The organism is Paludibacter propionicigenes WB4, assembly GCF_000183135.1.
In the GTDB taxonomy this organism is placed as follows: Bacteria; Bacteroidota; Bacteroidia; order Bacteroidales; family Paludibacteraceae; genus Paludibacter; species Paludibacter propionicigenes.
In genome coordinates, this window is the sequence record NC_014734.1 from 2,008,277 (window position 1) to 2,033,966 (window position 25,690).

The 25,690-nt window shown below is 39.9% G+C and carries 20 protein-coding genes; 14 read left to right on the top strand and 6 right to left on the bottom strand.

Annotated features, from left to right (window positions below):
- Nucleotides 1-113 precede the first annotated feature (113 nt).
- Nucleotides 114-3,476, bottom strand: a complete 3,363-nt coding sequence (gene ileS, locus PALPR_RS08355) for an isoleucine--tRNA ligase (protein ID WP_041620829.1) — start codon at nucleotides 3,474-3,476, stop codon at nucleotides 114-116.
- Nucleotides 3,477-4,119: 643 nt separating this feature from the next.
- Between ileS and PALPR_RS08360 the strand changes: the two genes are divergently transcribed.
- From PALPR_RS08360 to PALPR_RS08410, 11 genes are all read left to right on the top strand, one after another.
- The gene (locus PALPR_RS08360; RefSeq protein ID WP_013445187.1) at nucleotides 4,120-4,815 is read left to right on the top strand and encodes a hypothetical protein; all 696 of its coding nucleotides are present in this window, start codon (nucleotides 4,120-4,122) and stop codon (nucleotides 4,813-4,815) included.
- Nucleotides 4,816-5,043: 228 nt separating this feature from the next.
- Nucleotides 5,044-6,591 carry a GmrSD restriction endonuclease domain-containing protein gene (locus tag PALPR_RS08365; RefSeq protein WP_013445188.1) on the top strand — a complete coding sequence of 516 codons (1,548 nt, stop codon included), beginning with the start codon at nucleotides 5,044-5,046 and terminating at the stop codon, nucleotides 6,589-6,591.
- 678 nt (nucleotides 6,592-7,269) lie between these two features.
- Nucleotides 7,270-9,324: a molecular chaperone HtpG gene (htpG, locus tag PALPR_RS08370; RefSeq protein ID WP_013445189.1), complete on the top strand. Its 2,055-nt coding sequence runs from the start codon at nucleotides 7,270-7,272 to the stop codon at nucleotides 9,322-9,324.
- Nucleotides 9,325-9,531: 207 nt separating this feature from the next.
- A complete protein-coding gene (locus PALPR_RS08375; protein WP_013445190.1) occupies nucleotides 9,532-9,855 on the top strand; it encodes a chorismate mutase in 324 nt (107 codons plus the stop codon).
- 80 nt (nucleotides 9,856-9,935) lie between these two features.
- On the top strand, nucleotides 9,936-10,886 hold the full coding sequence (locus tag PALPR_RS08380; RefSeq protein ID WP_013445191.1) for an aldolase catalytic domain-containing protein: 951 nt from the start codon (nucleotides 9,936-9,938) through the stop codon (nucleotides 10,884-10,886).
- Nucleotides 10,887-11,164: 278 nt separating this feature from the next.
- Nucleotides 11,165-13,129: a DNA topoisomerase (ATP-hydrolyzing) subunit B gene (gyrB, locus tag PALPR_RS08385; RefSeq protein ID WP_013445192.1), complete on the top strand. Its 1,965-nt coding sequence runs from the start codon at nucleotides 11,165-11,167 to the stop codon at nucleotides 13,127-13,129.
- Nucleotides 13,130-13,243: 114 nt separating this feature from the next.
- Nucleotides 13,244-13,792: an LOG family protein gene (locus PALPR_RS08390; protein ID WP_013445193.1), complete on the top strand. Its 549-nt coding sequence runs from the start codon at nucleotides 13,244-13,246 to the stop codon at nucleotides 13,790-13,792.
- Nucleotides 13,793-13,804: 12 nt separating this feature from the next.
- Nucleotides 13,805-15,124 carry a glycoside hydrolase family 16 protein gene (locus PALPR_RS08395; RefSeq protein WP_013445194.1) on the top strand — a complete coding sequence of 440 codons (1,320 nt, stop codon included), beginning with the start codon at nucleotides 13,805-13,807 and terminating at the stop codon, nucleotides 15,122-15,124.
- 11 nt (nucleotides 15,125-15,135) lie between these two features.
- Nucleotides 15,136-16,506 (top strand): 3-deoxy-8-phosphooctulonate synthase, encoded by a 1,371-nt coding sequence (gene kdsA / locus PALPR_RS15995; RefSeq protein ID WP_013445195.1) that lies wholly within the window; start codon nucleotides 15,136-15,138, stop codon nucleotides 16,504-16,506.
- Nucleotides 16,507-16,518: 12 nt separating this feature from the next.
- Nucleotides 16,519-17,481, top strand: a complete 963-nt coding sequence (locus PALPR_RS08405; RefSeq protein ID WP_013445196.1) for a KpsF/GutQ family sugar-phosphate isomerase — start codon at nucleotides 16,519-16,521, stop codon at nucleotides 17,479-17,481.
- Nucleotides 17,482-18,330 (top strand): radical SAM/SPASM domain-containing protein, encoded by an 849-nt coding sequence (locus tag PALPR_RS08410; protein ID WP_013445197.1) that lies wholly within the window; start codon nucleotides 17,482-17,484, stop codon nucleotides 18,328-18,330. It abuts the gene before it with no gap.
- A 43-nt stretch (nucleotides 18,331-18,373) separates the two neighbouring features.
- Here the strand turns inward: PALPR_RS08410 and PALPR_RS08415 are convergent, their stop codons facing one another.
- From PALPR_RS08415 to PALPR_RS08425, 3 genes are all read right to left on the bottom strand, one after another.
- A complete protein-coding gene (locus PALPR_RS08415) occupies nucleotides 18,374-19,432 on the bottom strand; it encodes a M20 family metallo-hydrolase (protein ID WP_013445198.1) in 1,059 nt (352 codons plus the stop codon).
- A 1-nt stretch (nucleotide 19,433) separates the two neighbouring features.
- Nucleotides 19,434-20,303, bottom strand: coding sequence for an alpha/beta hydrolase (locus PALPR_RS08420; protein ID WP_013445199.1), 870 nt, complete (start codon nucleotides 20,301-20,303; stop codon nucleotides 19,434-19,436).
- Nucleotides 20,304-20,406: 103 nt separating this feature from the next.
- The gene (locus PALPR_RS08425) at nucleotides 20,407-21,105 is read right to left on the bottom strand and encodes a LuxR C-terminal-related transcriptional regulator (protein ID WP_013445200.1); all 699 of its coding nucleotides are present in this window, start codon (nucleotides 21,103-21,105) and stop codon (nucleotides 20,407-20,409) included.
- 253 nt (nucleotides 21,106-21,358) lie between these two features.
- Between PALPR_RS08425 and PALPR_RS08430 the strand changes: the two genes are divergently transcribed.
- From PALPR_RS08430 to PALPR_RS08445, 3 genes are all read left to right on the top strand, one after another.
- Nucleotides 21,359-22,909 (top strand): hypothetical protein, encoded by a 1,551-nt coding sequence (locus tag PALPR_RS08430; RefSeq protein ID WP_013445201.1) that lies wholly within the window; start codon nucleotides 21,359-21,361, stop codon nucleotides 22,907-22,909.
- Nucleotides 22,910-22,926: 17 nt separating this feature from the next.
- Nucleotides 22,927-23,139, top strand: a complete 213-nt coding sequence (locus tag PALPR_RS08435; RefSeq protein WP_013445202.1) for a hypothetical protein — start codon at nucleotides 22,927-22,929, stop codon at nucleotides 23,137-23,139.
- 438 nt (nucleotides 23,140-23,577) lie between these two features.
- Nucleotides 23,578-24,180, top strand: coding sequence for a hypothetical protein (locus tag PALPR_RS08445; protein ID WP_041620346.1), 603 nt, complete (start codon nucleotides 23,578-23,580; stop codon nucleotides 24,178-24,180).
- Nucleotides 24,181-24,280: 100 nt separating this feature from the next.
- Here PALPR_RS08445 and argB read toward each other — a convergent pair whose 3' ends face one another.
- Together argB and PALPR_RS08455 are read right to left on the bottom strand one after the other, a co-directional pair.
- Entirely contained in the window at nucleotides 24,281-25,051 is a 771-nt protein-coding gene (gene argB / locus PALPR_RS08450) for an acetylglutamate kinase (RefSeq protein ID WP_013445204.1), read from the bottom strand.
- A 104-nt stretch (nucleotides 25,052-25,155) separates the two neighbouring features.
- Nucleotides 25,156-25,680, bottom strand: a complete 525-nt coding sequence (locus tag PALPR_RS08455) for an adenine phosphoribosyltransferase (protein ID WP_013445205.1) — start codon at nucleotides 25,678-25,680, stop codon at nucleotides 25,156-25,158.
- Between the last annotated feature and the right edge of the window lie 10 nt (nucleotides 25,681-25,690).

The following is a 25,690-nucleotide window of genomic DNA, read 5'->3' on the forward strand; positions in this document are numbered from 1 at the left end:
TTATTTTTGTATTTAATTTTAGCTAAACGCAATATATATTTATCATAACACTCATAAACGATTTTCAGAAAGATACACACGCAAAAAAGCCCGTTTTAGCCGAAGAGGCTATTTTACACTTTTTTCACGGCTACTTTCACCATATATTCATCAAACTCCAGCTCGGTGGCATCTTCCAGATTCAGCACCAATTCTACGGAATTTGCGAGCGTTTGCGAAGCTATATAACCCGCATACTCATTTACAGCATCGTTTATCTCGTCGCGTCCTTCAATTTCAATGGCGATTTTATCCACTATTTCATATCCACTTGACTTACGGATATTCTGAATGCGGTTTACCAACTCACGGGCAATTCCTTCGCGAATTAAAGCATCAGTAACGGTTATATCCAACGCCACGGTGAGCTTTCCTTCGTTGGCTACCAACCAGCCCGGCATATCTTCCGTAAAGATTTCCACATCTTCGGTGGTTAGTTCCACGTTACCTGTTGGTAATGCGAGTACAAATACTCCGTTACGCTCTATTTCGGCTATTTCATGGTTGCCAAATGAGGTCATTGCCTGAGCAATTTCCTTCATTTGTTTACCGTATTTCTTACCCAGCGTTTTAAAGTTTGGTTTGATTTTCTTTACCAGGTTTTCCATGTCGTTGTCGGCAGGAATTACCTCGAACTCTTTCACGTTAACTTCAGCCTTTACCAAATCGGCAATGTAGCTGAGTTGATTGAAAGTGATCTCGTCCGGTGCAGGAACCACGGCTTTGCTAAGTGGCTGACGAACCTTCTTTTCCGCTTTACGGCGTAATGCCAATATCATGGACGAAGTTTGCTGCGCCAATTGCATACATGCTTCGAGGTTGCTGTCAATCAATGTTTCGTCGTACGTTGGGAAATCGGCCAGGTGAACGGATTCATTGCTGTCTTTTCCGGTAACAGCATTCAGATCGAGGAATAACTGATCGGCAAAAAACGGAGCAATCGGAGCCATCAGACGTGTAACGGTCTCCAAACAAGTATAAAGTGTTTGGTAAGCCGAAATTTTATCTTCATCATACTCGCCGCCCCAGTACCGTTTACGGTTCAGGCGAACATACCAGTTGCTGAGATTTTCACCCACAAAATCAGATATCGCGCGTCCCGCACGGGTTGGTTCGTAAGTTTCGTAATACTCGGTTACGTCTTTCACCAGCGTGTTCAGCAACGAAATAATCCAACGATCGATTTCAGGGCGGTTATCCATCGGAACTTCAGCCTCGGCATAGGTGAATTTATCCACGTTGGCATACAGCGAGAAGAACGAATAGGTATTGTAAAGCGTTCCGAAGAATTTACGACGCACTTCGTCGATACCTTCCGAATCAAATTTCAGGTTATCCCAGGGCGAAGCATTAGTCATCATGTACCAGCGAAGCGGATCGGAACCGTATTTCTCAATCGTTGAGAATGGATCGACACCATTGCCCAGACGTTTCGACATCTTGTTGCCGTTTTTGTCCAAAACAAGTCCGTTGGAGATAACGCTTTTAAACGCTACACTTCCTTTAACCATGGTGCTGATAGCATGAAGTGTAAAGAACCAACCGCGTGTTTGATCAACACCTTCCGAAATAAAGTCGGCAGGAAAATTCGTATGATTATCAATCAGTTCTTTGTTTTCGAACGGATAATGCAATTGTGCGTAGGGCATAGCACCCGAATCGAACCAAACGTCGATCAGGTCGAGCTCGCGCTTCATCGGTTTGCCTGAGGCAGACACCAACACGATGCCATCCACATACGGACGGTGTAAATCTATATTTTTTACTGCGTAATTTTCGGCTGTATATTCACCCACTTTAAAGTTTTTGTATGGATTCTCGGACATAAATCCGGCTGCAATTGATTTCTCGATTTCAGCAACAAGTTCTTCGACCGAACCAATACAGATTTCTTCGGTTCCATCTTCGCTGCGCCAGATAGGAAGTGGAGTTCCCCAGTAGCGACTGCGCGATAAGTTCCAGTCCTGCAGGTTTTCCAACCATTTACCAAAACGTCCGGTTCCGGTTGATTGTGGTTTCCAGTTGATGGTGTCGTTGAGTGCCATCATTTCCTCACGGCAAGCAGTGGTTTTCACAAACCAGCTATCCAACGGATAATACAATACAGGTTTGTCGGTACGCCAGCAGTGTGGATAATTGTGTGTATGTTTTTCTATTTTGAAAGCTAGGCCCTGTTGTTTCAACATCACACAGATATCAATATCCAGCGTGGCATCATCTTCAGTCAGACTACTGTCGTACGCATTTTTCACATAGCGTCCGGCATATTCGGCATACAATTCGGCATTGACGTTTGAAGCTACAAACTCAGCGCTTAAATCTTCCAGTTTGAAGAATTTACCGGTGCGGTCTACCATCGGCTGGCGGTTACCATCTTTGTCGATAAGCAACATGGGAGGTACTCCGTTTTGCTTCGCCACACGATCATCGTCGGCACCGAAAGTAGGTGCAATGTGAACGATACCCGTACCGTCTTCGGTAGTTACAAAGTCGCCGGTGATAACCTTGAAAGCGCCTTCGCCCGGATTTACCCAGGGGATTAGTTGCTCGTAAGGAGTTCCTGCCAGTTCAGTACCTTTTTTGCGATCAAGTATTTCGTATTCATTTTTGCCCATAACGGCTGCAAGCAGACTTTCGGCTAAAATGAGGTTACAGTCTTGTTTGGTATACGGATTCTGAGTCTTTACTTTTACGTAATCAATAGCCGGTCCAACACACAAAGCGGTGTTCGAAGGCAAAGTCCAGGGCGTGGTTGTCCAGGCCAGGAAGTAGGTATTCTCTTCGTTTTTCAGTTTAAACTGCGCCACGCAAGTAGTATCTTTCACATCGCGGTAGCAACCGGGTTGGTTGAGCTCGTGCGTTGAAAGTCCGGTACCGGCAGCCGGCGAGTAAGGCTGAATGGTGTAGCCTTTGTATAATAAGTTTTTGTTGTAAAGTTGTTTGAGCAACCACCACAGTGTTTCGATATAACGATTATCGTACGTGATGTACGGGTCGTTCATATCCACCCAATAACCCATTTTGGTGGTCAGGTCTTCCCACTCTTTGGTGTATTTGAGCACGTCTTTGCGGCAGGCGGCATTGTAGTCGTCCACACTGATTTTGCTACCAATGTCTTCTTTGGTAATGCCCAGTGCTTTTTCCACACCAAGTTCCACGGGAAGTCCGTGCGTATCCCATCCTGCCTTACGTTTTACCTGAAAGCCCTGCATAGTTTTATAGCGACAAAAAACATCCTTGATCGTACGTCCCATCACGTGGTGAATTCCGGGCAGACCGTTAGCCGAAGGAGGTCCTTCATAAAAAACAAACGATGGTTTTCCCTCGCGGGTTTCTATACTTTTATGGAAAATGTCCTTTTCGCTCCATTGCGACAACATTTCCTTGTTGATGTCCGACAAATTCAGACCGCTATATTCTTTAAATTTTTTCATCAGAAATATGCATTTACCAATTAATACGACCACCGGACAGACCGATAACCATTTCAGGGGTGCAAAATTACAAAAAATAACTGGAAAGATAAAGAGACGCCGAAAGGCTAATAAACAAGCTTCGAATTATTTTTCAAGAAAAATACAAAGAGTTATTTTTTAATTTAAAACATTTATATATATTTGTGCTGTCTTTATCTATTGTTTGTCATTAATCACCTAACCCTTACTATACTTATGAACCACACATCCCCGAAATTGCCTATCCATGCGGGTTTCGCATATTATGTAAAACTGGTTAACCCCGCCAACAATCCGACAAAACATCCCTTATATACTCAAACGGTTTTCAGCCGCGCAATAAGGTCTGACAAGCTCACAACGACGTCTGACTTTTACACAATGACATCTGTCAACTACACAACAATGTCTGTCGCGCGCACAATGGCATCTGCCGATCTCACATTGAAGTCTGACAAGTTCACAATGACACCAGTCGCACACGCAACGCCATCTGTACGACGCACAACGAGCAAATATCTATTCGCACTCCATTTTAATTTCGATAATAGGCAATTGTCGACAGGCAATTCTCCATTATAAAAATCAAAAACAAATCATTAACTCTAAAACTGTATTTAAAATTATGACCAGAAAATTGATTAATTTGTTAGACATGTTGAAAAGCGTACTTCGTTTTTTCGACGAAAACCCACAATTGTTTGAAGGCAAACCAGCACTACAACAGGCGGTTGAAAAACTGAGAAATTACGTTGCCGAAGTGGAAGCACTTGAACTAGAGCAAGCCAAAAATGCAAAAACAGAGACAGCATTAAAAGGCGAAACCAAAACAGCTTTAATAAATGCTGCTTTAAAAGTGCTGGCAGGCATAGGTGCACACGCTGCGGCTACTAATGACAGCCGTCTGAAGATGGATTCGGACATCACGGAGTATGACCTGAACCGCTTGCGTCAAAACGACCTGATTACAGAGATTCATACTATTTACGACATGGCGTTGCCCTTAATGCCTTATCTGTCAACCTGGCACGTGGCGCAACAAGACATTGATGCGCTCAACACCAATTCGACCGAATTTGATGCAAAAGATCCCGCCATCAAAAACATCAAAGCGCGCTCAGCAAAAGCCACTGCCGACATCAAAGCAAAACTGGACGAAGCCTACAACTTCACCAAAGACTCGCTCGATGCCATGATGCTGCCATACAAAACCGTAAACCCAACGGCATACGGCCATTATCAGAATGCCCGCGAAATAATTCACACAGCCGGTGGACATAAAAAGGGAACTGCACCCGATGCCAACGCAACGGGGAAATAAATGAGGATTGAGAGGGGCGCAAGGTTTGCGCCCCTATTCGAACATTACAAATATAACTAAACTTATAAAGTTATTAATTATTCAACAAAAAAGAATAATTTTGCAAATTAAGCCCTTAAGGGTAAATATATTTACTCAGTATATATATTTTTATTTTAGATTACATTGATATTATCCAATATAATCTGCCATATTCAACACAAAAATGATAACTACAATTTAAAAACTATGTCAAAAGTAAATTTAGATGCTCTTATACCAAGAGAGGACTTTGAAATTTCGGGAGTACAAAATTCGACGAACTTATTTAGTTCTATTTCTATCACAAATTTTACTGGTGGTTTTTTCTACCCTTTCTTAAGAAAACCAGACTTTCAAAGAGAAACAAACGAATGGGAGAGTAAAAAGATCATAGAATTCATTGAAAGCTATATAAATGGAGAATTAATTCCTGCGATCATTTTGTGGCGTAGTCAGACTGGATTATATTTTGTAATAGATGGAGCACACAGATTAAGCGCCTTAATTTCATGGATAAATGATGATTATGGCGACGGTGAGATATCTAAAAAATTTTACAACTCCATTATTAACGAAGAACAAATAGACGTTGCGAATAAGACAAGACAACTCGTCAACAAAAGAATTGGAAAGTACCTAGATATAATTAAAGCCCCTAATAACATAAATTCAAATCCTATTTTTGTTGAAAGGGCAAAAAATCTTGGAGCATATTCAATTCAAGTGCAATGGGTTGATGGAGATGCTAAGAAAGCAGAAAATTCATTCTTCAAAATCAATCAACAAGCTTCAAAAATCGACCCTACTGAATTAAAGATTCTACAATCAAGAAAAAAACCAAACTGCATAGCTGCTAGAGGTATTATTAGAGGTGGGCAAGGACACAAATATTGGGCTGACTTCTCCGCAGAGAATCAAGCAGAGATTCAAAAATTGTCAAAAGAAATTCACGATATAATTTATAGTCCTGTTTTAAAAACACCTGTAAAGACTCTAGATATACCAATTGGTGGTAAATTATTTTCAGCACAAAGCCTTCCTTTAATTTTGGAATTTGTCAATATGTCTAATAAAATAGATGATGACTTTTCAAAAACTTTAAATGATGACAAAGAAGGAGATGTGACAATTAATTATTTAAAGCAAGCAAGAAAAATCGCCTGGAGGATAAATAGTGTTCATCCATCCTCACTTGGCCTACATCCAATTGTTTACTTTTATTCTATTGAGGGAAAACATAAACCTGCATCATTTTACTATATAGTTGCTTTCTTATTAGAACTTGAAAGAAAAAGTTACTTTAATAATTTCATCAAAGCTAGAGAACAATTTGAGAAGTTTTTGCTTGATTATGACTACATTATAACCCAAATCACAAGAAATTTTAGAAGTGCGACAAGGAGTATTCCTCATGTTGTTGATTTTTTCTTAATTCTCATTTCTGATTTAAATAACAATATCACTCTCAATGAATCTATTCAGAAAATAGTAAAAACAGAAAAATTCAAGTTTCTAAAACTTGAGGATAATGAAAATGAGAGTAATGAGTATAAAGATTTCACCACAGATACAAAATCAGAAGTGTTTATAAGGGAAGCAATAAAAAACGGATTAAGATGTAAAATTTGTAACGGTTTCCTTCATAAAAATGCCATTTCAATTGATCACATTCAAAGAAAAGAAGATGGAGGTTTAGGAATTCCAGACAATGGTCAACTTACACATCCTTACTGTAATACTACATATAAGAACTAAGTGGCAGAATCTGATTAACCAACTTGTTGGCTCAATTCTGCAAGTAGTTTTACTCGCACCAATGCGTATATCTATAATACGTGCCAAATAAATGTCATTGAAATCCGTCTTTCATGCTGAAGCATCTTTGGGCTGTAAGCCCGGTATACACTAGCCCAATGCAAAACGAAGTGACGCGTTGGGTTTAGTTCCACAAATGCGCAATGCGCCCTGAAAGGGCAATATATTTGTTTCATCACATTATGCCGGGCTTGCAGCCCGAAAACCTATCCCACTCATAAAACCCCAAGGCTTCACCTTGGGCTAGTATATAGTAGCCTTACAGGCTGTCTTTCCACATTGCAATTATCATATTCAACGCACAAACTCCCGCACACCGAAATCTTCCCTTTTGATAAAGGGAAGTACCCGCAGGGGGAAGGGTTAGAAAAACAGAATTCAATCGAGAGACGCGCAACCCGACGAAGGGTTAGAAAAATTAATCTCCGCCAATTATGAACTATGCATTATGAATTATGCATTAATTCCTGTCATTCTGTCACCCCTGCCCCGCTGGCACTTTTTTTGAATAGCACAACACCGCACAACCTATAAATCGGAGTACGACTCAACGTCGCGCCCCGATTAAGCACTTATAAAACAAATCAACATATTAAACCAATTAACTTATAGATTACAATGGGTAAAGGAAACATCGGGGTTACGAGTGATAATATTTTCCCCGTTATCAAGAAATTTTTGTACAGCGATCACGAAATCTTTTTGCGTGAATTAGTATCGAATGCCGTAGATGCCACACAAAAGCTCAAAACGTTGGCAGCCGTTGGCGAATACAAAGGCGAACTTGGCGACCTCACCGTGCGCGTGGCCATCGACAAAAAGAAAGGCACACTGACCATTTCCGACCGCGGAATAGGGATGACCGCCGACGAAATTGACAAGTACATCAACCAGATTGCTTTCTCGGGAGCCGAAGAGTTTTTGGAAAAATACAAAAACGATGCGCAAGCCATTATCGGTCACTTCGGACTTGGTTTCTATTCCTCGTTCATGGTATCCAAACAAGTTGAAATCTTTACACAGTCGCACAAAGAAGACACCGTAGCTCAGCACTGGGCATGCGATGGTAGCCCCGAGTACAACCTGGAAGACACCATCAAAGCCGACCGCGGAACTGACATTGTATTGCACATCGACGATGAAAACAAAGACTTCCTCGAAGAATCAAAAATCCAGGAATTGCTCACCAAATACTGTAAGTTTCTCCCTATCGAAATTGCTTTCGGCAAAAAGAAAGAATGGAAAGACGGCAAAAACGTAGAAACCGATCAGGACAACATCATCAACAATACCAACCCTGCCTGGACACGTAAACCTACCGACCTGACAGAAGAAGACTACAGCAATTTCTATCGCGAGCTAAACCCAATGAGCGAAGATCCGTTGTTCCACATTCACCTCAACGTAGATTATCCGTTCAACCTTACAGGTATTCTGTATTTCCCAAAAATCAAGAACAACATCGACATGCAGCGCAACAAAATTCAGCTGTATTGCAATCAGGTGTACGTTACCGACCACGTGGAAAACATCGTACCCGAATACCTGACGCTGTTGCACGGTGTGATTGATTCACCCGATATTCCGTTGAACGTTTCGCGCAGCTACCTGCAAAGCGACGGTAACGTGAAAAAGATTTCAAGCCATATCACCAAAAAGGTGGCTGACCGCCTGAACGAAATTTTCAAAGCCGACCGTACTGCCTTCGAAGAAAAATGGGATAACCTCAAACTCTTCATCCAATACGGCATGCTCAGCGACGAAAAATTCTACGAACGTGGCGAAAAATTCGCTTTACTGAAAAATGTCGATGGAAAATACTTCACCTTCGAAGAATACAAAACATTAGTGGGCGAAAACCAAAAAGACAAAAACGGCGACCTTATTTACCTGTACGCCAGCAACGCCGACGAACAATACAGCTACATTCAACACGCCAAAGACAAAGGTTATGACGTGCTGATTATGGACGGACAACTGGACGTACACGTGGTAAGCCAACTGGAACAAAAATTCGAGAAAACGCGTTTCGTTCGTGTTGACAGCGATGTTATTGACAAAATCATTCAAAAAAATGACGACAATAAAGTAACTCTCACCAACGACCAACGCGATGCTCTCGTTACCGTTTTCGAATCGCAGATTCCTACGCTGGACAAAACCAATTTCATTGTAACTTTTGAACAACTTTCGGCTACTGCCAATCCTGTTTTCGTTACTCAAAACGAATTTATGCGCCGCATGAAAGAAATGTCGGCACTACAAGGCGGCATGATGGGCTTCTACGGCGAAATGCCCGACAGCTATAACCTGGTGGTAAATACGGCTCACCCCGTTATCGAAAAACTGCTGACCGAAGAAGAAACAGCCTGCAAAACAGAAGTAAGTCCGTTTGCTACTGAACTGACTCTTGCCGAAGAAAAGAAATCGACGTTGAAAGACAACCAGAAAGGCAAAAAAGACGAAGAAATCCCAAGCGAAGAAAAAGCCCAACTGGAAGAACTGGAAAAACAAATTCAGGATCTTACCGACAAGAAAAAGGCTGTTTACAAAGCGTTTGCCGGCAACAACAAACAAGTACGTCAGTTAATTGACCTGGCACTATTGGCAAACAACATGCTGAAAGGCGAAGCGTTAGCCAACTTTGTAAAACGAAGCGTAGATCTTTTATAATTGATAGTCGAAAATTGAAAATTTACCGGCGATAGGACTTTATGTTCTATCGCCGGTTTTTTATTCAGCAGCAGTGAGCCCGAATATTGAATCTATGCCCGACCAAATAAATATCAAATTGAAACTTATTTCAATCCTGCGTTTTAAATTTCAAAACAAATTCCCTATTTTTGTGCGACTTTTACACAAATATAAAACATTGCGGCTTTGAATCTGACAAAAAAACCTTCCGAATGCATAAGCAAAGACGAAATTCGTCATCAAATTGATATCATTGATAAAGAAATCATTGCACTGTTTGCACTGCGTTTTCAATATGTCAGCGAAATTGTGAAATACAAGAACGATGCAGAAAGCGTGGTAGCGCAGGATCGCAAAGATCATGTGATAAAAGTGCGTGGCGAATGGGCAGAAAATCACGGGTTAGACAAAGATACTTTCGAACAGATTTACCGCTTTCTGGTAGATCATAATATCGGCAAAGAGTTGGAAATTCTGGGAAGAAGACCCCAAACCCCTAAAGGGGCTTAAGAGTCAAATCAACAACAAACAATAATTAATCAAATAACAACTAATCAAAAAGCCCCCTTTAGGGGGTTGGGGGTCAACAGATGTACAAACAAGAAATTAAAGTAATGGACTGCACCGTGCGCGACGGTGGGCTGATGAATAAATGGCAATTTTCCGACAACTTCGTTCGTGGAGTTTACAACGCCTGTGTGGAAGCCGGAATCGATTATATGGAGATCGGTTATCTGAGCAGCGAAAAAGCATTCGACCGCAGCGTGTATGGACCGTGGAAATTCTGCCTGCAAAAAGACCTTGAACGCATTGTAGGCAAAAACGAAACCAACCTGAAACTCTCGGCCATGGCAGATATTGGTCGCATTGAGTTGGACGACATTCCGATGGCTGCCGACAGTGCGTTGGATATGATTCGTGTTGCTTGTTACGTACATCAAGTAGATAAAGCTGTTGCTTTGGCTCATCACTGTATGGACAAAGGCTACGAAGTTTGTATCAATTTAATGGCCGTTTCTACGGTAAACGAGCACGAACTGGACGAGGCTTTGAAAGATATCGCAGCTTCACGCGTTAAGACCTTCTATGCTGTTGATAGCTACGGAAGCATGTACGTAGAATCCATTCAGCACCTGGTGCGCAAATACATAAATGCCCTGCCCGGAAAAGAGATAGGAATACATGCACACAACAACATGCAGATGGCTATGTCAAACACCTACACCGCCATTATGGAAGGCTGCACTATGCTGGATGCCACATTGATGGGACTTGGTCGTGGTGCCGGAAATTGCCCGATAGAAATTCTTATTGCCTTCCTCAAAAATCCAAAATACCGCTTGCTGCCTTTATTGCAGGTTATTCAGGATTACGTTCACCCAATGCAAAGTCAAATCGACTGGGGATATCACATTCCTTATCTTATTTCGGGAGCTTTAAACGCCCACCCGCGTCGCAGTCTGGAATGGATGGATTCCGACAAGAAAAATGATTTCGTGACGTTTATGAAAGAAATGCACGACAACGAAATATTGGAATAATTTTTTTCAAATTCTCATAAATACAGCTAAACTGCTGTCATTTTCACAACCAAGAACTCCCTTTTGTTTAAGAACGAAAGGGAGTTTTATTTTGCCATCAAAACAGATTAAATTTAATAGTTTCGCCCCTCATTCAATTTTAAAAAACTACCCCAACAATAGCTGACATTTCAATAATTTATTGTATATTTGTCTGTTTTTCGAGATGGTACGCTTTACAAAAAACGAAAGCGATGACACATTCCTAAACATTTGTAATCAAATAACTTAAAATAAAAATGAGCGAAGAAGAAAAAGCAAAAGAAGCTGCAAGTGCCAATTATGGAGCAAGTAGCATTCAGGTGCTGGAAGGTTTGGAAGCAGTGCGCAAACGTCCTGCAATGTACATTGGCGACATAGGCATCAAAGGTCTGCACCATTTGGTGTACGAGGTGGTAGATAACTCTATCGATGAGGCTATGGCCGGACATTGTAACAATATTCAGGTTTTCATTAACGAGAACAATTCTATTACAGTTATCGATAATGGACGTGGAATCCCTGTCGATATGCACGAAAAAGAAGGCAAATCGGCACTGGAAGTAGTAATGACTGTGCTTCACGCCGGAGGTAAATTCGACAAAGACAGCTACAAGGTTTCCGGTGGTTTACACGGTGTGGGTGTTTCGTGTGTGAACGCTCTTTCTACTTATGTTCGCGTGGAAGTTTCCAGAAATGGCAAACTTTACATGCAGGAATATTCATGCGGGATTCCAAAAGCTCCAGTTCAGGAAATTGGAACATCTACAACCAACGGTACAAAGACAACATTCCTTCCTGATGACTCTATCTTCATCGAATCTATTTACAAATACGATATCCTTGCCGGCCGCCTACGCGAACTGGCATTCCTGAATGCAGGTATCACACTGACACTTACCGATAAGCGCCAGTTAAACGATGACGGAAGTTTCAAAACAGAAGTGTTTCACTCCGACGAAGGACTGAAAGAGTTTGTAGAATACATCGATGAAGCCCGCGAACCGCTTATTGAGAGTGTAATTCATATTTCGACCGAGAAGAATGGTATTCCGGTAGAAATTGCCATGACCTACAATACTTCGTACAACGAAAACATTCACTCCTACGTAAATAATATCAACACCATCGAAGGTGGAACTCACCTTGCCGGCTTCCGTCGCGGTTTGACCCGTACGCTGAAAAAATACGCCGAAGACAGCAAAATGTTGGAAAAACTGAAAATTGAAATTAGTGGCGATGACTTCCGTGAAGGACTGACTGCTGTTATTTCAATCAAGGTTCAGGAACCACAATTCGAAGGTCAAACTAAAACCAAACTTGGCAACAACGAAGTTATGGGTTCGGTAGATATGGCCGTTGGCGAAGCACTTGGGAACTATCTGGAAGAAAATCCAAAAGCTGCCCGTATCATTGTGGAAAAAGTAATTCTTGCAGCCACAGCACGCTATGCAGCGCGTAAAGCGCGCGAAATGGTGCAACGCAAATCGCCACTTTCCGGCGGTGGATTACCCGGAAAACTGGCTGACTGCGCTGATAAAGATCCTGAAAAATGCGAGTTATTCCTTGTCGAAGGGGATTCGGCAGGTGGAACCGCTAAACAAGGTCGTAGCCGTCAGTTTCAGGCTATCTTGCCATTGCGTGGTAAGATTCTGAATGTGGAAAAAGCCATGCAGCACAAAGTCCTCGAAAGTGAAGAAATACGCAATATATACACCGCTTTAGGCGTTACTATTGGAACGGAAGATGACAGCAAGGCTTTGAACATGAAGAAACTTCGTTACCACAAAGTGATTATCATGACCGATGCCGACGTGGATGGTAGCCACATTGCCACATTGATTATGACTTTCTTCTTCCGCCACATGAAAGAACTGATAGAACAGGGTTATTTGTACATTGCTACTCCTCCACTCTATTTGTGCAAAAAAGGTAAGGTTGAGGAATACTGCTGGACAGAAGCGCAACGTCAGACTTTTATCGAAAAATACGGTGGCGGTACTGACAGCGGAATTCATACTCAGCGTTATAAAGGTTTGGGAGAAATGAACGAAATTCAATTGTGGGATACAACCATGAATCCTGAACATCGTACATTGCGTCAGGTAAACATTGAAAATGCAGCTGAAGCAGACCATGTATTCTCCATGTTGATGGGTGATGATGTTGCTCCACGCCGTCAGTTTATCGAACAAAATGCAACTTACGCAAAAATTGATGCTTAATATTGGGAAACGGTTTATTGGTTGAATGGTTTATTGGTTAGTTTATAAGGTCTGAGTGGCTAATCAACCGATGAACCAAACAACGAATCAACAAATTTACCAATCAACCATATCATGAATATTGCCGTTTTCTGCTCATCGAGCAACCACATAGCTGCGCACTACAAGCAATCAGCTTTTCAACTGGGAGAGCTGATTGCCGAAAGTGGTAACACGCTGGTTTATGGCGGTGCTACTGGAGGTTTAATGGATTCGGTAGCCGAAGGGGCTTTCAGCAAAAAAGGAAAAATCATTGGTGTGATTCCGACAGCCGTAATCCGCATGAACAGGCGAAGTGCGCTGTCTTCTGAGCTCATAACGGTAGAAACCATGAACGAGCGTAAAGCACAAATGAAAGCATTGTCTGACGTCTTTATTGTGCTTCCGGGAAGTTACGGAACATTGGATGAAATGTTGGATATAATTGCTTCAGGTATAGTAGGCGAACACAAGAAAACACTCTACATTGTCAATCAGAATGAATTTTACGATCATTTTCTGAAACAAATAGACTATATGCGCAGTGAGTTATTCATTCCTGCCGAAGAGAAATACAAACCCGTTATCGTTTCGAACATTAATCACTGTATGGAGTTAATTAAATCGTCAATTGAAAACTCATAATATCGTCATTCTATGAATCTGTTTTGGAAAAAACTTTTTGGAGGAATTACTCCTACAGCCAAACTCGAAAAAGATGAAGCTGAACTCGTAAAGGCAATGCATAGATATGCAGAAGTTGAAAAATCTGTTGAACTTGCTGAATATAAAAAACTCTCTCACATCATTAAGTCAGCTAAATTTCAGGAGAACAAAAAGATTCTAAAAAACAGGAAATATAAAGATACTGAAGAGTACAGAGTGACGAAGAAGTACAAGAAACTTCATAACTCACCGGCAATTAAACTTTATTACCACGTACTGGAATCTGACATTCTAAAGCAGTTTCTGAACTTTAAGAAAACACCCGACTATGAATTATTAGGTGATAAGAAAAAAGTACAAGCTTCTGAAAATCTCAGGAAATTTAAACAATTCGAACATTCCAAAGAGTATAAAACCTACATACGATTTCATAACTCTTACATTATAAAAGAGTATGAACAGCTTGAAACTAAAATAATAAAACCCGAATTTATTAAAGCAAACGAATTTTGGGCAAACGAAAACCGCTGGCACAGCACCCCCGAGTTTACTCAACAACAACGCTTTCACGAACTAGCTAAAAACGAAGATATTATTTTTTATATAAACGAAAAACCCGAACGTTTCAAGAATTACCGTTCTTTAAAACCAACGTTCAAAGATGAATTCGAATGGAACACATTGGATAAGTCGCACTGGAATTTCGGATTTCACTATAAAAGCGACCAACTCATCGCGAGCCATTCGTTTGCCAATGAAAAACAGGCTAATAATGCCGGAAAAAACATCTCGGTGGAAAACGGAATACTGAAAATAGCCACCAAACACGAAACTGTTACAGCCCGAGCCTGGGATGTATCTAAAGGTTTTATCGATAAAGAATTTAATTTTACCTCTGATGTATTGCAAACTGCCAATACTTTCCGTCAAAAACGAGGAATGTTTCGTGCCAAACTTCGTTGCGCAGGCAATGTTCAGCATGCTTTTTGGTTGGGAGCCGATGGAAAATTGCCTCACGTCAATATTTTCCAATACGATGGAAAAAACATAACGCTGGGTAATGCCAACAAAAACGTAGTTGACGGAATTAAAATTACAGGATTAAATGCTTCTAAATTTTATATCTATTCGCTGATATGGTCTGACAAAGAGCTTATCTGGCTCATTAATGATTTGGAGGTTTATCGTACTGCCAGCAACATTCCGACAGATTCCATGTACCTTGCGTTCAACTCATTTATCTCTCAAAATCAAAAAGGAAGTGCGGGAAGCCTTGAAGTTGACTGGGTTCGTGCATTCACAATTGCTTAAATAATATTTTAATGATAATCGATACGTGCAAAATAAACGTCATTAATCGCTTTGAAATCGGAGGGAGTAATCGCTTCGTATTAATTGCAGGTCCCTGCGCCATTGAATCGGAAGAAATGACCATGATGGTGGCCGCCAAACTCAAAGAAATTTGCGAAGAGCTTGATATTCATCTCATCTTTAAATCATCGTTCGACAAGGCTAACCGATCTTCGGTAAAAGCTCCACGAGGCTTAGGTATGAAACGCGGACTTGAGATACTTCAACGTGTAAAAACAGAACTTGATTTACCCATTGTTACCGATGTGCATGAAGCCTGGCAATGTGCTGAAGTTGCTAAAGTTGCTGACATGTTGCAAATCCCCGCTTTCCTGTCGCGCCAAACAGATTTATTGGTGGCAGCTGCGCAGACCGGCAAAATTGTCAATGTAAAGAAAGGTCAGTTTATGGCACCCTGGGATATGAAAAATGTAATTGACAAATTACGTGATTCAGGCAACGAAAATATCCTGCTTTGCGAACGTGGATCCAGTTTTGGATATAACAATCTGGTGGTGGACATGACAGGATTGGTCGAAATGCGTTCTTACGGATTTCCGGTGGTTTTTGATGCGACGCATGCTGTTCAGAAACCCGGAGGACAAGGAACTTCCACCGGAGGAAATCGCGAGATGGTTCCCTATCTGATGCGTGCTGCACTAGCTGTTGGAGTTGATGCCATTTTTGCTGAAGTGCATCCTGATCCCGACCATGCTTTTTCTGATGGGCCAAATCAGATTCACCTTTCAAGAATAAAAGAGATCCTAGAGCAAGCAATTGCTATTGATAATATTACAAAACAGTTAGCAGTAAGCAATAAGCAGCAAGCAGTATGCGCAAAAATCCCAACTAAAAATCACCAACCCATTAAAATAAAACTCTTATTGACCGATGTGGATGGCGTGCTGACCGATGCAGGAATGTATTATTCCGAAGCAGGTGATGAATTGAAGAAATTCAATACTCACGATGGAATGGGTCTGCAACTGATTAGGGATAAAGGCATTAAAACTGGTATTATCACCTCCGAAGATACAAAACTTGTAGAACGAAGATTCAACAAACTTAAGTTAGACTACCTGTATCAGGGCAAACGCGAAGGCGGTAAGCTTGCCTCTGTGAAAGAAATATGCAGTAAGGAAGGTTTGAAATTATCGGAAGTTGCCTACATTGGTGACGATGTAAATTGTTTTGAACTTTTGTCGAATGTTGGCTTAGCTGCTTGTCCATCAAACGCATTGGACACTATCAAAAATATTCCCGGAATTATTCAGATGAAGAAAAAAGGCGGTGAAGGATGCGTTCGGGAGTTTGTGGAAATGATTATGAACAGCTATTGCTGAAAACATATTGAAATGGATTTTATACAACGAAGCAAAGAGATATTTAATCTTGAAATAGCCGAACTCCAAAAGCTAGCAGACAAGATTGGACCGGAAATAAACCAAGCCGTGGAACAAATTTATGCCTGCAAAGGGAAATTGGTTATCATGGGAGTGGGTAAAACGGGAATTATCGGACACAAAATCGCATCCTCGCTTGCTTCAACCGGCACCTCGTCGATATTTATAAATGCTGCCGAAGCCATGCATGGCGACCTGGGCATGATTAATAGTAACGATATAGTGATGTTGATTTCTAACAGTGGCAACTCTGCTGAAATTCTGAATGTAGTGGCTCCACTCAAGGAAATTGGTTGCTCACTGATGGCTATGACCGGCAATCCAAGATCCGCATTGGCAAAAGAGGTATCATTGGTTCTCAATGTCGGCATATCAAAGGAAGCCTGTCCACTCGGACTTGCACCAACTACATCAACCACGGCCACCCTGGTTATGGGCGATGCGCTGACCATCTGCTTAATGGAGCGTAGGGGATTTAAAGCCGAAAATTTTGCTCTTTATCATCCGGGAGGAGCATTAGGTCGTCGCCTGATTTCAAGAGTGAAAGATGAAATGTTCACTGACATTCCGAAAGTACATGAAACCACTATTTTCAAGGATATTATTTACGAGGTAAGTAATAAGCGCCTTGGAATGACAATGGTTTACAACGACGCTGAACAAGCTGTAGGCATCATAACCGATGGTGATATCAGACGTGCCATTCAAAAATTTGATGAGCTCAAGAACCTTACTGCTGCTGAAATTATGACTCACAGCTTCAAGAGAATTACTCCTGATGAGCTACTCACTGAAGCACTTGAGCTCATGGACATCAACAAAATAACAACTTTAACCGTTGTAGATGCGTCAGATCAGGTTATTGGTATTCTTTCTATTCATAATATTATTGATTTCAGAATAAAGCATAAATAATTGAAATTCAAAAAAATATATATAGAAATAACGAATAGCTGCAATTTCGATTGCAGCTTTTGTTTTAAAACGTCGAGAGCTACGAAATTCATGACTCCTGATGAGTTTCAAACAATTGTGGATAAAATACGACCTTTCACCAACTATATCTATTTACATGTGTTGGGCGAACCACTCTTGCACCCACAGCTTGATGAAATTCTGAGCATTGCCGAAACTGCCGGATTAAATATCAATATAACAACCAATGGAGGATTACTGCAACGGAAGAAAGACATTCTGCTCAAACACAGTATCCGACAAATCAATATCTCGCTACATGATGCTGAAGAAAACATTAAACCTGAAAAATGGGATGAATATCTTCAGACTATGCTTGATTTCAGCATCCTGTTCTCCCCAAAAACATACGTTTGCCTCCGGCTATGGAACTCTACAAATGAAGCGAGTGAGAATTTCAACGCTATCTGTCTAAAAAAAATCGGACAACAGTTTTGCTTGTCAACTGATGATCTTAAGATCGATGAAAAAAATGGAAATGGAGTAAAACTGGCCGATCATATTTTCCTGCAACGTGCTCCGCGGTTCGAGTGGCCTGACGAAGATAACGAGCAGACGCAAACCCGGAAGACATGTTATGCATTGCGCGATCATATAGCCATACTGGCCGGTGGAGAAGTGATTCCGTGCTGTCTGGATGCCGATGCCAATATGAAACTGGGAAATATCTTTACCGAAAAACTGACAAACATTCTAAACACGAACAAAGCCAAAGACATAAAAAAAGGGTTCGAACAACGAAAAGTTGTCGAACCCATATGTGCCACCTGCGGGTTTATTATTGATTAGTACAGTTTCTTACGTCTCTAGCGCACCATTTTATCTCGCCATCCTAAATGGTCAATCCATCCAATAACTTTATATAAATATCTATAGCTTCGTTTATTTCGCTAATCAAAATATATTCATCAGCCGTATGAGAACGGGCAGAATCGCCGGGTCCCATTTTCAGACTGGGGAAAGGCATAAGCGCCTGATCAGAAAGAGTCGGCGACCCAAAAACAGTTCTGTTCAATTCACGCCCACGTTTCACTATTGCATGGTTTAATGGCGTAGCAGTTGAACTCAAACGCGTTGAGCGAGGAATAACAGAGCATTCAATATGCCTGTCAATTTCATCCAGAATTTCCTGATTGGAATACATTTCATTGCTCCGCACATCAACCACAAAAGAACATTTATCCGGAATCACATTGTGTTGCGTACCGGCATTTATCTGCGTCACGGTCATTTTTACAGCACCAAGAAGCTCCGATTTTTTTTCAAAATCAAATGTTTTAAACCATTCGATAGCAGACAAAGCTTTGTATATAGCATTTTCGCCTTCATTACGCGCTGCATGTCCTGCCTTTCCCTGAACTTCGCAGTCGAGCACCATCAATCCTTTCTCAGCAACAGCTAAATTCATTCCCGTAGGCTCGCCCACTATGGCAAAATCAATTTTGGGCAATTCATGCAATAGGCTTTCTATCCCATTGCGACCCGAAATTTCCTCTTCGGCCGACGCGGCAAAAATCAGATTATAGGATTGTTGCTTCTGCGTAAGGTAAAAAAAAGCATGCAGTAAACTCACCACACTCGCACCCGCATCGTTACTTCCCAAACCAAATAACTTCCCATTCTCCACTGACGGTTTAAACGCATCGCGCATCCAACCTGCAACCGGCTTCACCGTATCAATATGAGAATTCAGCAGCACTGTAGGGCGTTCCGAATCAAATCCGGGAGGCAATATCCATACATTATTGTCTTTTCGAACTGCCACATAACCCTTCATCTCGATATATCGCTCGAGAAAATCTGCCACCTGTTTTTCCTCTTTGCTGAAAGAAGGAATAGCAATCAGCTGTTGAAGTAAAGCTACGGCATCGTTCGTTTCGTCTTGATACATATCAATTTATAAGTTTTTTTTCTTTCAACCAGGTTTTCAATAATTCAGGCCAGTTATCTGCCGGAATACCGTTTTTTCTCATTCCAAATCCATGACCACCGACATCAAATGTATGAAGTTCTGCAGGTACATTTTTCGCTTTCAATGCTTTCAGCAAATTCTCACTATTGGCAATTGGCACAGCCCCATCATCTTTTGCGTGAACAATAAATGTAGGCGGAGTCCTTTTTGTCACTTGTAACTCATTTGAATATTGTCTTACCAATTCGGCAGAAGGGTCTTTACCCAAAAGATTTTCACGTGACCCGGCATGCGTCAGCTCTTTGCTCATTGTTACCACAGGATAGGCCAGAATCATAAACGATGGGCGTTCTGTTTTCGTTCTAAAATGCGTACCGGCTGTAGAAGCTAAATGTCCACCGGCAGAGAAGCCCATAATGCCGATTTTATTTTTGTCGATATTCCAAACTTTAGCACGTTTGTGAATTATTTTCAGTGCAGTTTGAGCATCGGCCAGCGGTAAACCGGCATGTCCATTAGGCATTCGATAATATAATACAAAAGCCGTTACACCTAAATCATTGAACCATTTAGCAATTTCCGAACCTTCTTTAATCTGCGCAACACCTACATAGCCACCTCCCGGACATATTAAAACTGCTGCTCCACTAGCTATTTCTTTAGGTGCAGGGTAGACATACATGCGTGGTTCAGATGTATTAATTATAAATTCAGGATCACGGTAAGTCTCAGGCAAAGTAATTCCATTACTTTCATGCGATCCGTTTGGGTAAAGTTTTATTTCCTGCTGTGCCGACAAAGCATGACAAAACAATAAAAGAAAAAAAACAGAGATAAATAGTTGTTTCATCGTCAGTTCTAAGAGGATTGATCGTTCAACGTTGATGTTTTTAATAAAATCGACACAAAGGTAAAAATGTTTTTGTAATACTCGGATATAATTTCGCAACGAATTAATTCAAACCACATTCTGTTAGCAGAGCCACCAACTCAGCCGTATTTTTCACACCCGCTTTATGGATAATATTCGTGCGATGCTTTTTGGCCGTTTTAATGCTGATAAACAATTTCTCGGAAATAAATTTATCTGTCTTTCCTTTTACTATTAATGTTAGAATTTCCTTCTCCCTTTTGGTGAACGTGGTGAGCCTTAAGCAGCTCTTTAACTGTTTTATTTCTTTCAACGCAGCTACCAGCTGATTATCAGTATGCATTGTATCCGTAATATCCATAGCCACTACCAATAACTGTCGCGACGAACCATCATCAAAGGTTTTTATTGTCACGCCATGACCATAGCTCCAGTGATATTCTGATTGGTCTTTATACCTGACTCGTTGCATACAAACAAGCACCTGTAAAGAGGCATCTTCATAATATTTTGTAATAGGTATGGGTAGTATTTCCAAGTCATCGGGGTGTATAATTTCCTGAAAATACCGATACCCCATTTGCGTGATTTCTTCTTGCGAATAGCCCACCGCATCAAGTCCGGTTTTATTTGTCCAGATATTCCTACAAGAAAGCGGATCGCCCGGCTTTTGCAGTTCATTAATATATACAACCGCCGGAAGCAAATCAAAAATATTTTGAAAAAAAGCTAATTCATCCGACTTATCTTCAGTTTTACTTACAGGCAAATTTGCATCCATACCCCAAGAAATTAGTTATTTACAGTGCAAATATACTACTAAAGTAGTATTGTTTAAAATTTTAGAACAAATTATTTTTGCAAACGTATTACAACACATTTTCAATAAAATATCCCAGAACACTAACTTAAAATAGGAGTATTAGCACGTATAACTGCAGTTATTCAGTAAGAAACTTAAGTAAATTATCCCATCTCAATCAAAATCAATAGAAATTTCTAAAACCACAATTATTAAGTTCAAAAAAACCAATATGAAAAAGATTATTTTATTTGCAGCAATATGTATAATTACAGTTAATGTATTTTCTCAAGGATCTGGGGAGATAACCGTTTATCCTAACCATTTCTATCATAGCCCTCACAATTATGGCGAAATAAAGAGTCTTACCATAAAATGGAACTTTAGGACTTTATTTGGAGAACCGGTGATAGATGGTGTCTTTAAATGGGAAACAGGAAATAATACTCCTGCTAATTTTATGGATTATAGAGATTATGTATTGTTGAAATGCGCCCCCATAAAAATGAATACAGCGAATGGACACATTCTAAATTTTTATATCGCGATCTCACCAACTGTTCCGCGTGCGGGGGAAGGATATGGCTTCAATACTCCGGGATCGCCTTCGTGGAATGACGTATTTATTCATTCGCTTTGGGAAAAAAGACAGGGTGAAAACAAATACAGATTAGACATCAACTACTTGCCATATAAAACAGTAGGCGACTATGCAAAAGCAATTTGGAAAGAAGGCTTTAAAGTCATTGATGCCGAACTTATGCGAGCGGGAGGATTAGATGCTGATAAGACAACCAAAAGTAATAGTTCAACCAATAATGATGTCAGGAACACCTCAGAAAATGCCCTAACACAAAGCAATCAGAAACAAAAAGAGGCTATAGACCGACAAAAACAACTTACCCAACAAGCTAAAGACAAATACAAGGCATTAAAGAAACCATATATACTTAACATAACCAATAGAGACACTGTTTCGGAAGCCAGCCTTCAGGTACTAAAAGCTCTTAATCCCTACTTTCAGAATGGCATACTTGCACTAAGTTCCGTCAGTAATGGAAAAATAATTTCAAAAGCCAACACTCTAAACGCCAATCTACAATTAGCCGAAGGCTGGAACACCCTGCGTATTTCAATCAAAGAAGATAATTATATTTTGAAAGATTCGGTGAGAGTGTATTATAAGAAAAGCTCCAGAAAAGTTTTGCTGTTCGATGATTTCAGTAGTGAAGTGATTGATAAGAATAAATGGACTTATGATGAAGAACGCTCACCTATTATCAAAGATGGCGCATTGATTCTCAGAAGTAAAAGCATAGAAACAAAAGAAATGCAATTATCATCCAACCAGCATAAGATAATTGTTGAATTAAAATATCAATATAGAACTGAGCTAACAAAAAATAAATCGTTGATGGGAACGTCTATAAGTCGTGATTTAAAAGCGGGATTATATTTTGAAGCAAAGAATCCAATTGATTCATATATTTTTCATAGCTCCAATGCAATTACTGACAACAACACAATTTACATAACTTCACGGAATACCGATTCCGAAAAAAGACTATCTTTTAATGCAAATGAAGACACATGGATAGAAGAAAAGTGTATTTTCATTCCAGATGAGGGTAGATTTGAAATATATGTCAATGGAACATTCCTTGGAAGTTTACATGCTACACCAATGAATTCCAAAACAATAAAAATAATATTAAACGTTGGTGATCGCTTCTCAATATCTCAATTCAAAACAGACTACATAAAGATTTATCAAGAAGAATAACATAAAATTATACAGCTATGAAAACAAGAAGATTATTAAGATTGGCATTTCTAATTGTATTTTTAGTTATGCAGCAAATGGGTGTAATGGGTCAAATATTTGATTTTCAAAACAACGCGGGTGATAAATTTTCAGTTGTGAATCAAAACTTCACATTTAAAATGAAGAGAATAAACACCCTGAAATATGATATCCAAGTTAATAATAAAACAATTAAACAAAATATTTAAATCCCTGAGTTTCTGAAAACATCAATATCCAATTCAAACAATTTGACATATGATAAACTCATTATACTTCCAGAGAATCACAACCAGATAGCATTGACAAAAAAAATAGTGAATAATTACTCCACATTAAAGATTGCGAGTGAGGATTTAAATAAAATATCCCAATTCTATCAATGCTTAGAAAAATTAGTTGGATCAAGAATGTCAACAGACAATATAATAAGTTATAAAAAATTGCTTTTTGAGCAATATATGAATTCGAAGAGTATAAATGATCAAACTGATGCGCTAAACATATTGTTAAATTATTCAGGACGAGCAAATGACATTATTGAAGCAGCTCGTATTATTAACTAAAAAGACAATACAAAGAAAAATGAAATTGACACTATAGAAGACAAAACAAAGAAACTACTATCAAGTAATATTATAAATGAATTGGCCTGTCTGTATTACAGCATAAATGATGAAACTTTTACTATAAGTTCTTTTATAAAAAAACCTGATGCTGACGAAATAATTATAAATGTTCTAGGCAAACCGAATTCAAAATATCCCTTAGCCACTGATGAGATAAATATTGATGTTCCAATTGAAGTAGTTAGTGGTTGGAAGATTGATTTTAGCAGCGGTATGTTTGTGTCAAATTTAATTGATAACTTATATGTCAACAAACCAGAATTCAGAAATGATTCAATTATAGGATACAAACTAGTAACAGAAAATAGTAATCCTCTAAGTTATGGATTCTGTGGTTTTATGCACGCTTATCAAAGAAAGAGTCGTGATTGTAAACTAGGAGTTGCACTAGGAGTTGGTATTGATCAAAACATTCAAACAAAAGTGATGTTTGGAGGAAGTTTGATATTAGGGAAGAAAGAAAGGTTTATAATGAATCTTGGCTGTGCTATAAGTAAAATTAAAGAGCTTTCAAACATATATTATACTGATCGTATCTATAAAGATAGAGTTGATATTGTTTATTCGGAACCATTCAAAGTCGGTTGGTTTTTTGGAATAAGTTACAATCTAAGTAAATGACATAATGAATGTATTCGATATGTAAAACAGAAAGAGGCGGAAAGTTTTATGCTCTCCGCCTCTTCTTATCTTGGCTCATTTCTTACTGCTTACAGCTAATCTAAAGTTCTATCTTCGTTCCTCCATCAGTATGAATCAGGTCTGCTCTGGTGATAACCACTGCTCTCACACCTGCATTCAGCGCTTCAAATGAGTTTTCCAGTTTTGGAATCATACCTCCATTGATCACCCCTTCGGCAACATATTTCTCAAAAAGTTCTGGAGTCAGATTCGAAATGACGCTTTCGTCATCATTCTCATCAGTCAACACTCCTTTCTTTTCAAAGCAATACATCAGCGTCACTTCAAAATGTCCGGCTAAAGCTTTAGCTGCTTCACCGGCTATGGTATCCGCATTGGTATTCAATAGATTTCCTTCTTTATCGTGTGTCAACGGAGCCAGTACAGGAACAACACCTTTGCCAATTAAGTCGGCCAGGATATCGGCATTTACCTCTTTCACATCACCCACAAAGCCATAATCCACATCCTTTACAGGACGTTTTTCAGAACGCATGTAATTCATATCAGCACCGGTCAATCCTAATGCATTTACACCAATAGCCTGAAGTCCGGCTACTATTTGTTTGTTCACCAGACCGCCATAAACCATCGTCACCACTTTCAGAGTTTCTTCATCAGTAATGCGACGACCGTTTACCATTTTACTTTCTATTCCAAGTTTGGCTGCCAAAGCGGTAGCCGAGCGTCCACCACCATGTACCAGCACCTTGTAACCTTTTATTTTTGAGAAATCGGATAACAACTGTTTCAGACTTTGAGGTTCTTCAACTATTTTCCCTCCAACTTTTACGAGTGTAAGTTTTTCCATATTTTAGCACTGAGATACTAAAAGCACGAAGAATCACTAAGTATGTTCTGACAAAAAATCTATGTATGACTTAGTATACTAACCAGCTTTGTAGTTATGATATTTTAAAATTGAATTAGTGAGTGAATCTCTTTTGCTGCTCCCAACCGTTTTTTACCGTCCAAAAAAGTAAGTTCTATCAAGAAACTGACATACACCGGATTGTGAGAGAATTTCTTGAGCAGTTCCAATGCCGCATTGGCGCTTCCTCCGGTAGCCAACAAATCGTCATGCAACAAAACCACATCGTTTTCCGCTATCGAATCTTTGTGTATTTCTAGCGAATCCGAACCATATTCAAGGTCGTAATCTACCTTGTAAGTGTCGGCAGGCAGTTTACCCGGCTTACGTAACAATACAAAACCGGCTCCCAATTTGTATGCCAAAATACTTCCCAGTACAAATCCGCGGCTTTCGACCCCAACCACCTTGGTTATTCCTTTATCTTTATATTCTTCGTACAGACTGTCTGAAATAAATTTCAGTACTTCTGCATCTTTCATGGCAGTGGTAATATCTTTAAATATGATTCCCGGTTTTGGAAAATCCGGTACATTTCGAATGGAAGCGATAACTGTTTCTAAATTCATGATGACCCCA